At 70.2% G+C, this 13,121-nt stretch carries 8 protein-coding genes and 1 tRNA gene; 3 read left to right on the forward strand and 6 right to left on the reverse strand.

Features of this window, described 5'->3' with window-relative positions; translation table 11 throughout:
* Positions 1 to 89 precede the first annotated feature (89 nt).
* Entirely contained in the window at positions 90 to 1,637 is a 1,548-nt protein-coding gene (locus tag PQI07_RS11055; RefSeq protein WP_274926622.1) for a tyrosine-type recombinase/integrase, read from the forward strand.
* A 33-nt stretch (positions 1,638 to 1,670) separates the two neighbouring features.
* Here the strand turns inward: PQI07_RS11055 and PQI07_RS11060 are convergent, their stop codons facing one another.
* The 5 genes from PQI07_RS11060 to PQI07_RS11080 form a co-directional block, all read right to left on the reverse strand.
* Positions 1,671 to 3,491: a response regulator receiver domain gene (locus PQI07_RS11060; protein ID WP_274926623.1), complete on the reverse strand. Its 1,821-nt coding sequence runs from the start codon at positions 3,489 to 3,491 to the stop codon at positions 1,671 to 1,673.
* The gene (locus tag PQI07_RS11065) at positions 3,488 to 6,484 is read right to left on the reverse strand and encodes an ATP-binding protein (RefSeq protein ID WP_274926624.1); all 2,997 of its coding nucleotides are present in this window, start codon (positions 6,482 to 6,484) and stop codon (positions 3,488 to 3,490) included. The genes PQI07_RS11060 and PQI07_RS11065 overlap by 4 nt, the downstream gene beginning before the upstream one ends.
* Entirely contained in the window at positions 6,481 to 6,924 is a 444-nt protein-coding gene (locus tag PQI07_RS11070) for a very short patch repair endonuclease (protein WP_274926625.1), read from the reverse strand. The genes PQI07_RS11065 and PQI07_RS11070 overlap by 4 nt, the downstream gene beginning before the upstream one ends.
* Positions 6,921 to 7,961: a DNA cytosine methyltransferase gene (locus PQI07_RS11075; protein ID WP_274926626.1), complete on the reverse strand. Its 1,041-nt coding sequence runs from the start codon at positions 7,959 to 7,961 to the stop codon at positions 6,921 to 6,923. The genes PQI07_RS11070 and PQI07_RS11075 overlap by 4 nt, the downstream gene beginning before the upstream one ends.
* Positions 7,962 to 9,352: 1,391 nt before the next feature.
* Positions 9,353 to 9,429, reverse strand: a tRNA-Arg gene (locus tag PQI07_RS11080).
* Between the two features lie 175 nt (positions 9,430 to 9,604).
* On the opposite strand from PQI07_RS11080, the gene PQI07_RS11085 reads away from it, so the two are divergent.
* Positions 9,605 to 11,830, forward strand: a complete 2,226-nt coding sequence (locus PQI07_RS11085; RefSeq protein ID WP_446720945.1) for an FUSC family protein — start codon at positions 9,605 to 9,607, stop codon at positions 11,828 to 11,830.
* Between the two features lie 72 nt (positions 11,831 to 11,902).
* Here the strand turns inward: PQI07_RS11085 and PQI07_RS11090 are convergent, their stop codons facing one another.
* Positions 11,903 to 12,133: a hypothetical protein gene (locus PQI07_RS11090; RefSeq protein ID WP_043387836.1), complete on the reverse strand. Its 231-nt coding sequence runs from the start codon at positions 12,131 to 12,133 to the stop codon at positions 11,903 to 11,905.
* 302 nt (positions 12,134 to 12,435) lie between these two features.
* Between PQI07_RS11090 and pth the strand changes: the two genes are divergently transcribed.
* A complete protein-coding gene (gene pth / locus PQI07_RS11095; protein WP_043387837.1) occupies positions 12,436 to 13,044 on the forward strand; it encodes an aminoacyl-tRNA hydrolase in 609 nt (202 codons plus the stop codon).
* Positions 13,045 to 13,121 lie beyond the last annotated feature (77 nt).

Raw genomic sequence — 13,121 nt, forward strand, 5'->3', positions numbered from 1 at the left:
CGCGTTCGACTTGGCGGAAGATCCGCCCCGCGTCCGCCTTCCCATAACGCCCGCACGCGTGCGGGCTCAGGAAGCAGGACACTAGAATCGTGCGTGAGACGATGCAAGTCGGCGCCCTGGCGCGCGCCGCGGAGGACATTCGCGCCGCGTTGATGACCACCGCGGCGGCCATCCCCGAGATGGACCGGAGGCGGGGGCCGGCCCCGCAGGGCCCTCACCTCGTCGAGCGGCGGTCCCGGACCGACCCCGGCAAGGTCACCCTGTATATCCGGGACGGTCGGGTCGAAACCTCGACCCGGCTTCCCCCGGAACGGCGGGCGGAGGCGGAGACGCTGCTCGACCTGTACAAGCTCCAGAAGGGTGCCCGCGAACGGGGCATCGTCGGTCCGCGGATGGTGCCCGTGGCCGCCGCGCTGGCCCATCTCCTCGACGCGGAGCGCCCCGTCCGGGATGCGCCCCCGGCGGAGCATTCGAAGTACGTCGCACTCGCCACGCGGCTGGCGACCCTCGCGAGCTTCTTCGGCGAGGACGTCTTCAAGGACGTCACGACCGCGCGGTGCAAGGCGTTCATCGACTGGCGCACGAGCCAGCCGGACGCGCGCTACCGCCCGGGAACGCCCGACGCGCCGCTGGCGAAGGAAGCCAGCGCCAGGGAGGATCTGTTCGAGCTCAGGAAGGCCATCGACCTCTACGCGGACGAGAACGCCCTGGCGTGGCATCCCGAGGTGTTCGTGCCCAAGTCGGGCCCCGGCCGCACGCGATGGCTCCGTCGGCCCGAGGTCGCCCGCATCGTCTGGGCGATCCGGGGACGCATCTGGGATGCCGCGACCGGGGACTGGAAGCGCGAGACCGTGGTCGATGCCGCGGGCGACGTCGTGACCCGGCTCGTCCTGCGCGATCCCGAGACGGTCGCGGTCAGGAGGATCATCTACCGCCTGCTCGTGCTCGGCCTCTACACCGGGACCCGGGGAACGGCCATGCGGGAACTCCGGTGGGAGTGCTCGGCCGACGGCGGCTGCATCGACGTCGAGGGCCGCCACATCCATCGGCGCGGGTTCGGCCTCGACCCGAGCCAGGGGAAGCCCCGGGCGAGTTCCCGCATCTCGACCAAGCTCGCCACCACCGTGGCGCGGTGGCGGGATGCCGACCGGGCCGCGGGCATCGCCCACGTCATCCACCGGCCGGACGGCCAGGAGTACCTGTCCACCCCGATATGGCTGTGGAACACCATCATGGCGGATGCCGGCATCGGCTCCGACGTGGTCAGGCACACCCTCCGGCATACGGCGGCGACGTGGCTGCGCATCGCGCGGGTCGACGTGCGCGCCGCCGCCGACGTGCTCGGGATGAGCATCCAGACGATGGTGCGCATCTACGGGCAATGGACCCTGGAGGGCCAGGACGTCGCCGCGGATGCGCTGGCGCTGGGGGCCGGGGTCAAGGCCGCCACCTTCTTCGGCATCCCGGCACCGAAGCCGCTGGCCGACGTGCTCGCGCCGCCGGTCGGCGCCCCGCCGCGCGCCCACCCCACCGTCGCGCTCCGGCGCAAGCGCGACCATGTCCGCGCCAACGGTGCGAGCCTGCGCGCACGGGTCGGGTATGCGCCGGCCGGTCGTCGGGGCGGCAACCCGGCTTGAGGGGCCGTCCGCCAGCCACCATTGCCGGCGGCGTCAGCTCCCGCCGCCCTCGTCGGCCCCTCGGCCCTTAACCTCAGCCGGCGCCGCCGCCGCCGGCGCCTTGGCACCGTTGCCCGGCTTCGGCGGGACTATCTTCGCATGGAGCCGCAGCCATTCGAACTCGTCGATGCCGACATCGTGCAACCGCGCCGCCACCGTGCCGGCCGTCCTCTGGGCGGTCAGGTCGCGCAGGTCGCCCAACCAGAGATACCTGCCGCCGTCAGCGTCGGTGAAGACGAAGGACGGGCCTTGGGCTTCAGCCAGCACGCGTTCGTCGCTGCTGGCGTTGAACCGGACCATCACCGTGTTGAAAGGCTTCGTTTCGACGAGGAGATGGACGCGTTCCTCCGCGTCACCGGGGCCGGGCAGGGTGGCGACAAGGTTGAACGCGTCATCCGTCACCGCCCGTCCCGTTTGGAACGGGAAACTGCGCCCGTCCCCGATGCGGATGGAATCGCAGCGTGGTTGGGTGCACAGGAGGTAGCCTCCGGGGACAGGTGCCCCCGTTTTGTCGAGTGCCACGATCAGGCTTCCGAGGGAGAGCGTGGGCTTCCAACGGCCGCGCGGGGCCCGGCGGCCATAAGGCTCGTTCTTGAACTGCGATAGCCGGGAGAAGCCGTGGTGCGACCGCAGGTAGTGCGCGTGGCCGTCATGGAAGAGCTGGCCGACCGTCCTCGGGGAGATCTTCCTTTTCCCGAGCCCCTCCCGGGGCTTGGCCCGCCCGGGCACGACGGCGTGGTCCTGGACCTTCTCGGAGGCGAGGACCGCTTCCTCGCCTCCGGACGCGAACGCCTTCACGACATCCACCGGGACCTGGACCTCATCGGTCCGGATCAGGCGGTCCGCCCCGGCCCGTCGGTCGATCCACTCCATCAGGGGGGCCGAGGCCAGGACCTGCATCGCCTCGCCGTTGCGTGTGACCACGCCCCTGAATTCTCCCGCCAGGAGTTCCAGTGCGAACTCGGTGGCGTCGTCGGGCGTCTTGAGCGAGCACCGATGCGCCAGGAACGCCCCGTCCAATTCCGAGGAGAAGACCGCGAGGACGTGGTGCGTCGCCCGCCGGATCGCGGCCACGGCCGTCACGGCGAACGTGCTCAGGATGCCGTCGGACAGCCGGGCGAACTCGGCGATGATGCGTTCGGGCAAATCCGGGACCGCGACGGTCTCCGCGGCCATCGGGGTCCCGGATTTGTTGAGGACGACGATCCGGGTATCCGCCCCCGTCAGGACGCCGTTCCCCTCGTGTTTGAGGGCTGTCCCGCCGAGATGCTCGGAGACTTCCCGGGCGACGCCCTCGACGCCCGGCATCGAGGTATAGACGACGATCAGGCGCAGCCGCCCATGGTCCTCCCGGTCCCCGTCCAGGATGCCCTTGATGATGTCCTTCGCCGGTCCGGGATCGCTGCCCACCAGGAGCCAGTCGATGATGACGGCATCGGAGCGCCGCGCCGCGTGGATGGCTTCGCTGACCAGGTCGCCCTCGCCCTCCGGCCTGTGCATGCCGCAGATCAGCGACTTCTTCAGGAACGCATCCATGATGGATTTCACGTTGAGACGGCTCGGACCCGCCGCCGTCGCCTCGACGGGTGTATCGACCCGCCCTTCGGCCGTTCGCTCCGGCTCGACGGCGGTCGGCGGGGGTGGCTCGGCGGCCGGGCTTCGCCCGAAGGGTCCGGGCGGCCGCGGGGGCAACTTCGGCGCCGGCTCGACCGGAGGGGCCGCCATCACCAACTCGTTGTCGATCACGAGGACGGTCTGGAGGAAGCTGCGGGCGCCGGAGCGCACCAGTTCGTCGAGGCTAACTCCCGCGGTCACTCGTCGGTCTCCGTCTCTTCGTCCGCCACGGCGGGAGCGATCATGAAGCGGGGGTTGCGTGCGGCCCCGGCATCCAGCAGCGTCAGTTCCAGGTCGGACCTGCGCAATGCCTCGCGGGACACGTAAAGGCCCATGCCTCGCCCGCCTGTCCTGGTGGTCTCGCCGAACTCGAAGATGCGGTCGGCATTCCTGGCCTCGATGCCGGGGCCGCTGTTGGCGATGGTCAGCCCCGCACCCTCGCATCCGAACCGGACCAGCCTCTCGCCTGCGGGCATCGTGCAAAGCCAGTGGATGGCATTGTCCATGAGGTTCACGAAGGCGGCGAGGATCGCCGACGGCTGGCCGGCTAGGGTGCCGCCGTCGAAATCGCGCGCCGTTTCCACCCTGATACCATGCCGCCTCATCCGGTCGCCGAACACCTCGTCGAGGTACGTTCGGATTTCCCGCCCGGATATGGTGACGGCGGTTCGCGACAGACGCTTGCTCAGGGGCGCGAACAGGTCGAGGTAGGCGTCGATATGCTCGAAACCGGCCCTGAGGTCGCGGTCGAGCGCTTCGAGGCCGGGGTTCGACTTCGCCCACCAGTCGAGTTGCTCGATGGCGCCGCGAACCCGGATCACCGCGCTTGCGAACTCGTGCTGAACGATGCCGACCGCCGTGCCGAGCTGGGCGAGCTCGACGTATTGGTCGAGCTGCTCCCTGTAAGCCTCGGAGCGGGTCTCGATGGCGTCCGTCGTCTCGTCGAGGGTGACGCCGCCGCGAACGGCTTCCATGAGGTTGCCGAGCTGTCCGGCGAGGGCCTCCAGCATTTCCCGGGTATCGCGGGACGACGCTTCGATCTCGTTCTCGAACCCGATGCGCATCCCTTCGAATGCACGTTCGTCGAGGCCGCCGGTGCTGACCCCGGAGAGGGTGATGCGCGTACCCTCGACCTTGGACGACAGGCCGGCGATGGCCGTCCTGACGCTGGTGGTGACCTCCGTGCGAAGCTCTTCGAGACGCTTGTCGACGGAGATGCGCACGCGTTCGGCCTGGGCCACGACGCGTTGGCCCTTGTCGTCGATGGCCTTCGCCAAGCGGCGTCGACGGTCGACGTTGAGCCCCTTCGCGTTGATCGCCTGCTCGATCATCTCGGCCGTCTCCCTGTCGAGGGGACCGATCAGCTCGTTGCGTATGCGGGCGACGTTGCGCTGGTAAGCGTCCCAGTCGGCCGCCTTGGACTTCGATAGTCCCGCGCCCTGCGGCCTGGTGAGGACGAGCTTGGCCGAAAGGGCGTCCTTCGCCCGCCTGAGGTCGGCCTCAATCGCGAGGACCGCCGTCCCTCCGCCCTCGGGATCGGACGTCATGTTGTCGAGGCGTTCGCGCACCTCTTGGCGGATACGCTCGGCCTCCCTGGTGAATTCCCCGGCTTCGAGCCGGGCGAAGAATCCGTCCAGCCGTTTCGTGAACCGGGCGAGCTTGGCCTTGGCGGAACGTTCCCGCTTGGCCAGGAGCGCCGCGTCCCGGTTCAACCTGGACTTCGTCTCGCTCCAGTCACCGTGCTTCGAGCTATCCCGAAAAAAATCGTAGGCGAGCTTTTCGAAGAAGCCCGACAGGATACTGACGAAGTCGTTGTACGCCCCATCCCTGATGAACCCCTCGCGTCCGGCCTTTTCCTTTAGGTCCTTGTTTTCGGGGTAGGTGATCTCCACCGCGCCGAACATGCGCCGGTAGGAGAAGAACCAGTCCGAGGCGCTCTTGGTCCGGCGCCGTTCGATCCCGAGGAAGTCCTGGTCCGGCCCCCCGTACGGCAGGATGCGGATGCCGTCCCTGTAGACGTACAAGCCTCCGAGGCGATTGAGCTTTACCGACAGGCTTTGCCACTTCTCCGGTGGCAGCAGGGTATCGGCCATCGCCCCCTGCAGGTACGCGAAGGTGATGCGGAACGGACCGCAGCGGGACGGGTCATTGGTCGCGTTCCGCCACGCGATCTCGTGATCCTTGTGCTCGCTGCCGTAGACGGAGATGCGTCCACGGAAATGACCGTGCTCGTCGAACCGGCCCTCGATGGAATGATCCGCGCTGGCGAAGTCGTCCGGGGTGAAGAATTCCTGCGAGCCGATGGGCGTCTTGACCGTGCCGTCCTCGCGGTGGTCGTTGAAGGTGGCGACGATGGAAGGCGGGGGCCTGTCCGGCATCATGGTGTTGCTGAAGCCGAGCAGGTACTTCTCGACCTGGGACACGTCTTCGTCGTTGGCCTTCTGCAGGTCGAAGGCGAGCGTTTTCTCCGTAGGCCTGATGATGAACTGGGTCCCGTGACCTCCGTCGGCGAGGGTCGGCCCCGCCATCGCGCCGAGGTCGGCCGCGGGGTCGACGTCGAAACCTGCGATGTCCTTGAGGATGAGGTCGATCTCGATGCCGTTCGCGGGCGTGCGCATCTTCCCGACGTTGTCGGCGAGCCGTTCGCACAGGGTTCGGATGGCGGCGGCGTCGGGAAGGTCGCCGCCGTCGAGGCGCATCGTCGGGACCGCCACCCGGGACAGGTCGACGTCGGGAAGCTTGTTCACGCCCCAGTGGACGAGGCTGACGAGCAGCGGTTGCGTCACTCCGGAGATGGGTCGAGGGCGGGTCAGGATGAGGACCTGCGGTCCGATGGAGGCGATGGCGAGGCGCCCGATCCCCTTTTCGCCCATGATCTTACGGCGGGGTCGTTCGTGGCCTTCGTTTTCGGCCTGCTCGCGGGCAGCGTTGGCTCCCGCCTTGACGGAGCTCGCCAGCGTCAGCCAGCCTTTCCGCAACTGGTCGGGGGTCATGCCGTCGCCGTCGTCCCTGATGACGAAGACGTTCGGCTGGCGGAAATAGTCGGCCACGACCCGGTCGGCGTAGGCGTCGTGCGCGTTCTTGAACAGCTCGTGCAGGGCCGTGGGGATGTTCGCGATCTGCTGGCGTCCCAGCATGTCGATGGTCCGCGCGGGAACCGACCATGCCTCGTCCCAGAACTCGGGTTGGCTCACTTTCCGCCCCTGCTTGCGAGGTCGCCGAGCGCGGACAGGACCATCCCTGCGGCCTCGTCCGGCCCCGTGTGTTCCCAGATCCTTAGCACTCGCCACCCCGCGGCCGCCAACGCCAGGTCGGTATCCCGGTCCCGCTCCCGGTTGCCATCGATCTTGGCCTTCCAAAAGGCGGTGTTGGTCCGTGGAAGCGCCCCGTGGATCGGGCAGCCGTGCCAGAAGCACCCGTCCACGAAGACGGCGAGGCGGCGTCGGGTGAAGGCGATGTCGATGGAGCGGCGCGGCTTGCCGGGAACCGGATGGGTCACGCGATAGCGCAGGCCGGAACGGTGCAGACGGCGGCGCAGGAGGGCTTCCGGCTCGGTGCCGGCCGTCCGGACGCTGCGCATCTCATCGGACTTGGTCGTGGTCGGTGCGACCCAGCCGTCGCCCCCCCTTCTCATGCGGCCGCCAACGCAGCGACGAGGGCGGGCACCATCGCCGCCACCATGGCCACCGGCACGGCGTTGCCGATCTGCGTGGCGACTTCCTTGTATGCGCCGTGAAAGACGTACTTCGGCGGGAATGTCTGGAGCAAGGCCGCCTCGCGCAGGGTGATGGCGCGATCCTGTTCCGGATGGCCGAAGCGTCCGCGGGTGACGTCGGTGCAGCCCGTGGTCAAGGTCGGGGCGACATCATTCCAGGCCATGCGCCCGTACACGTCCGGGTAGCCGTGGGTGGTCTCATGGCACTTCAGGCGGAGCTCGGGCGGCAGGGAGGCCCGACTGCCGCCGTCCCTCGGTATCGCGCGCAAGCGTCGCAGGGCGATGGGGGCGTGTCGCCGCGCGGCATGGAGGTGGTCGCCCGGATCGACTTCGCCGCTTTCGAGGGGGACGAGGTCACGGATGGCATCGGCGACCGTCTTGCGGGCGGCCGACGGTTTCGCCCCCTCGAAGCGGGCGACGACGTCCTCGGACCGTGCCGCGAACATGACGCAACGGATGCGGCGCTGCGGAACCCCCAGGTCCGCGGCGTTGACCTTGCGCGGTTTCCCGACGACGTACCCGACGGCGGCCATGGCGCGCGCGAGATCCTCGTAGACCCCGGCCGCCCCCGCGAGGCCGGGCACGTTCTCGAACAGGATACCCTTGGGATTGCAGGCCTCGGCGTAACGCGCGGCCTGCAGGATCAACGTCGCGCGCGGATCGGCTTCCTTGCGCTGGTTCTGGTTGCTGAAGGGCTGGCAGGGCGCGCAGACGATGAGCAGGTCGACGTTCGCGGCGTCCGGAACCTCCTTCAGGACCTCGGCCGGATCGAGGGTGGTTATGTCGCGCTCGAACAGGCGGACGCCGGGATGGTTCGCCGCATAGGTCAGGCAGGCGGTCGCGTCATGGTCGACGGCGGCCACGACGTCGAACGCGCCCGACAGCCCGGTCGTGACGGCGCCCGATCCGCAGAAGAGGTCGACGGCACGAAGCCGCGACCGGTCGTTCGCCGCCATGACATCACCTCGGTGTGGGAGCCGGATTCGCGGATCGTCCATGGAGGGAACGTACCACCGGCGTAAGCTTGGCAGAAATGGTCCGACCGGGGCCCCGGCCGTGCCCGGTACCGTGTCGGCTCGACCGACCGTGCCCTTCCGTAAATGGATGGGACGACGGACGGGGCTACCTGGCCATGGCGTCCCGTCGCGATCAAGCGGAGGTGCGGGCCCGGCCTGTGGATCCCGCGATGCGCATGCCCATGGGCGCACCCGTAGCCGGTGGCGGGTGACCGGCGTCCGGTGCCGGGCGGCGGTGCCAGCCGCGGGTGGGACGGATGGGCGGGGGTGACGGCACCGGGGGGCGCCGAGGTCCGGCGTCCGGAGGATATCGGACCGCGCGTCGGCAAGGGCCGTGCCGTGACGTCGGGCGAGGGACGGCCCTCCGCCTCCGGGCGCGGACCGGCGTGTCCCGCCGCCGGGCCGCACGGCGCGTTCCCCGGACCGTCGCGGCGTCATGCATCGCGCAGCCCTCTTGGACATGGTCGACCGGCGGCGGATGCCGAAGGCGTTCCACGGTGACCGCCCGTTCCCAGCCATAGAGGGGGGCGAGGCGAAACCGGGCGCCCCCGCCCCGGGACCGCATCGCGGACGCATCACGACCGCAAGCGGTGCGCGGCTCGTCCATCGGACGTGGAGGCCGGCTCGGTGACAGGCCGCCGGGGCCGGCGGGACCGGATGGGTGTAGGGTTCGTCGCATCGGGCCTCCGGCTCTTTCCGGGCTGGCCCTGGCGGCTCATCTTAGGCGTCGGCGATGGTCGCGGCGTCCTGTCCGGCGGCGGGATCGGGCGGTCGGGGGGCGTGGTCCGCCGCGCCGGAGCCGCGAGGGCCGCCGGGAGGGCCGGTCCCGGGACCATGATCCGCCGGGAAACCGTCGGGAGCGACCCCCATCGCCCTGGGGATCGTTGTTGATGGGCAAGAAACTCGTTGTTTCTAACCCATTGATTTTGATCGAGACCGGTTCGGCCCAGTTCAGCCGCGTGCGGTTTCGCTCCCTCGGGAAAACCGAAACCTGCGTGAAACCGTCGGGACAAAATCTCTTGCGGCCGGACGATGCGCCCAGGGCTGTTCGGAGGAGGCAGAAGTTGGCTTAGGCCGTCTACTAAGCACCACAGTCGGTTCGCGTAACGGGCCTATCGCTGGACGACGTGAAAGAATTTCGCGGGTGATCCTTCAGCCGACCACACGCCATGGCGCTGGACCTCAAAATCGCGCTCAGCGCGGTGTTACATAGGGCTCTGCACACGACTCAATGGCATGGCAACCGCTAACCGAGGCGTGATTGGGCTGTCTCTAGGCTGTCCTAGGCTAAAGGCAGAGCACGCGATGCAGTGCTAAGTCATTGTGCAACCTGGCGACCCCGGTAGGGCTCGAACCTACGACCTGCCGCTTAGAAGGCGGCTGCTCTATCCAGCTGAGCTACGGAGTCAGGATGCCAAGCGGCCCCAGAAGCCACGGGCTCGCCCGGGGGTCAAGCGCGAGACGAAGACGTCCGCCGCCCCCGGGTTCACATCGGCGGTGACGATGTGGACGTCTGGATCGTGCCGCGGATCCGGATTGGGGTTGCGCGACGCTGCGGATCCGGACAGGCCGGGGCGCGGTTCATGCCGGGGCACCGCGCCCCCGTCCGGAGACCGAGGTTGCCCGCGCCGAGTCCCACAGCTTCGCCCCCTGGGCCGGCCCGGCGCCGGTGGAACGCCGCGGGTCGGGGCAGCCTGAACCGGCCCGGCTCGGACCTGCGGCGCCTGCCGACGGGCCTCGACCTCCGGAACGTCCGGCTCGTGGAGGGCGTGCGCGCCGCCTTCGCGTTCGGCGTCGTCATCCTCCTCAACATCTGGATCCAGTGGGCGCCGCTGCTGACGATGGCGCTCGCCGCCAACCTCGCCTGCTTCTGCGACAACGGCGGCCCGATGCGCGCCCGCCTGCGGGTCCTCACCGCCTTCTCGGTCCTGGGCGGCCTGCTCTGGGCCGGACTCGGCTTGATCCAGCCCCTCGGCCTGCCGGTGGTCGTCCCGGTCGCCTGCGCGCTGATCTTCGCTTGCTCGTACGCCCGCGTCTGGAGCGTTCAGGCCCAGTCGGCCGGCAACGTGCTCGTGGTGGTGCTGTGCATCGCCCTCGACCGGCCCCTGACCCCGGAGCAGGCGGCCGTCACCGCGCTGATGTTCGCGGCCGGCGGTCTCTGGGCGACGTTCCTGGCCCTGGTGATCTGGCGGCTGCACCCGTACCGGCCGGCCCACCGGGCGGTGGCGGAGGTCTGGCACAACCTCGCCCGGCTCTGCGGCGACCTCGAGCGGCTCGTCGTCCTGCCGGAACCCGACACGGCCGCCTTCGACGGCCACGCGCGGGGCCACCGGCGGGGCGTGCGGGCGAGCATCGAGACCGCCCGGACCATGATCCTCGACCTCGCCCGCTCCCGCGAGCGCGTCTCGGACCGCACCGCCCAGGCCCTGCTGCGCCTGGAGAGCGCCGAGCAGATCTTTTCCGCGCTGATCGCCGTCGGCGAGCTGATCGACAGCCGTCCCGATGCCCGCCGCCGGGCCCTCGCCAAGGTCTTCCTGCGGCGCCTGCGCCCCCTGCTGGTGACCATCGCCCGGGCGATCCGCGACGACGTCAACCTCGACCTCGACCGTCTGGAACACTCCATCGCCCGCGTGGCCGAGGGGCTGTCGGAGGATCCGACCCTCGCCCGCCTCGCCGAACGGATCGTCGGGCGCGTGCGGATCGGCGCCAAGCTGTCGACCCCGGAGGGCTATCGCCCCGGCGGCACGCTCACGGAGGGCGGCAGCCTCGACCGCTGGACCCGCTATGTCGGGCCGCTGCGGCAGAACTTCACCCTGGCCTCGCCCAATCTCCGGCACGCCCTGCGGGCGAGCGCGGTCGCGGCCCCGGCGCTCGCCGCCACCCTGACCTATGCGGGCGCCTTCACGCACTGGCTGGTGATGACCGTGGTGCTCACCATGCAGCCCTTCTACGCGGCGACGTGGCAGCGGGCGCTGGAGCGGATCGGCGGCACGGTGCTGGGCGGCCTCGTGGGCGCCGTGCTCGCCTACTACGCCACGAGCCCCCTGGCGGAGGCCGGGCTGATCCTCGTGCTCAGCATCGTCGGCTTCGCGGCGCGCCAGATCTCCTACGGCTTCTTCGTCACCTGCCTGACCCCCCTCGTGGTGCTGCTGGTCGAGCTGCTGGAGCCCGGCCACAGCTCCTGGGAGATCGTCGCCATGCGGGGCGGCTTCACGGTGCTGGGCGGCGTGATCGCGGTGGCGAGCTGCCTGGTGCTGTGGCCGATCTGGGAGCCCGATCAGGTCCGGCAGGAACTGCGCCGGGCGCTCAAGGCCCAGGCCGGTCTCGCCGAGGCGGTGCTCCGCGCGCCGCGCGGCGAGGGCCGCGAGACCGCGATCGCGGCGCAGAGCCGCGAGGCCGGCCTCGCCCTCAACGATCTGGAGGCGGCGCTCTCCCGCGCCCTGCAGCAGCCCCGGGCCGGCAGCCACCCGGAGGTGGAATCCGCCCTGGTGGCCGACGCGACCCTGCGCCGGATCAGCGCCCGGCTCATCGTCCTGCGGCACGCCCCGGAGGCGGCCGCCCCCGAGGCCGAGCCCTGGCGGGCCTGGATCACCGCAACCCTGGCGGCCCTGGGCGCGGACAGGCCCGTGCCCGAGCGGCCGGCGCTGGATCGCGGGCAATCGCTCGTGCGTCTCGTCAGCCAGGTCGATCTTCTGGTGGGAACCCTGCGCCCTGGAGAGATCCGGGCTGGGACGGCGGCCGTCGGCGCGGTGCCGGGTCCGGCAAGCGGCGCCACCGGCCTTGCCGACCGGCCCGTCCCTCACACCTGAGAGTCCGCCGGTCCGGTGCCCCGATCACCGCCGGTTATCGGGGCCCGAGGAGCCCGCGGGCCCGTTCGCCCGTCAGAACCGCGGCAGGGCGTTGGCCGGGCCGCCGGCATGCGGACCGCTGTAGCGGTAGGCGGCCGCCCGCGCGGGACCGGCGGCGTCCCGATGCAGGACGGCGCCGTTGCCGACCCAGCCCGAATAGGCCGAGGCCGGGTAGGGCGAGTGCTTCGAATCCAGGCCCTGCGCGAGGGCGGGCGTGGCGACCGCGGCGACCAGGGCGGCGGCAGCGAGCATGCGGACGGTCATGATGATCTCCTGGTGTCTTCGTACGACTTCAGCGGGAAGTCATCCGGTCAACCGTGTCGCGTGAGGAAGATCGTCGGGTCGGCGGTCTTGATCACTCGGGCTTTGCTTGGCCGAATGTGACCTCTCAACGGGGATATTCTGCTTCGGGTTCGGCCGAGGCCGTGCGCTGGCGCACGACGGAGACGGCCCGGGCCCGGAGGCCGGCCCATCGCTCCGGTCGGGCCGGACCCGGCCTGGGGGTGCGTCCCGCGCGGAAGCGTGCCACAGACCGCGCCGAACGGAGTCCCGCGGAACCCTCTGACATGAAGTTGATCGTCGGCCTCGGAAACCCGGGCGCACGCTATGCGGGCAACCGGCACAATATCGGCTTCCTCGCCGTCGACGCGATCGCCCGCCAGCACCGGGCGAGCCCGTTCCGCCACCGCTTCCAGGGCGAGGCTGCCGAGGCGGTGCTGGGCCCGGAGCGGGCGATCCTCCTGAAGCCCTCGACCTTCATGAACGAGTCCGGCCGCGCCGTCTCGGAGGCGCAGCGCTTCTACAAGATTCCGCTCTCCGACGTGATCGTGCTGCACGACGAGCTCGACCTCGCCCCCGCCAAGCTCCGGGTGAAGCTCGGCGGCGGCAATGCCGGCCATAACGGCCTGCGCTCGATCACCGCCCAATGCGGCAACGACTACCGCCGGGTGCGGCTCGGCATCGGCCATCCCGGCGACAAGGCGCTGGTGCATGCCTACGTGCTCAACGATTTCGGCAAGGCCGAGCTGCCCTGGGTGGACGATCTCTGCCGGGCCGTGGCCGACCACGCCGCCCTGCTCGCCGCCGGCGAGGATGCGAGCTTCCAGAACAAGGTCCACCTCGCCATGGCCGGCCGCGGCTGGGACGAGGTGAAGACGCTGGGCGCCCGAAATTGACACGCCCCCGCGGGGACGGGATATCGGGGCGGGCGAGAGGGTCCGATGAAGGCCGTGCGCCACAAGCCCGGCTGTCG

It is taken from the genome of Methylobacterium sp. 092160098-2, from assembly GCF_028920805.1.
Classification (GTDB): Bacteria; Pseudomonadota; Alphaproteobacteria; order Rhizobiales; family Beijerinckiaceae; genus Methylobacterium; species Methylobacterium fujisawaense.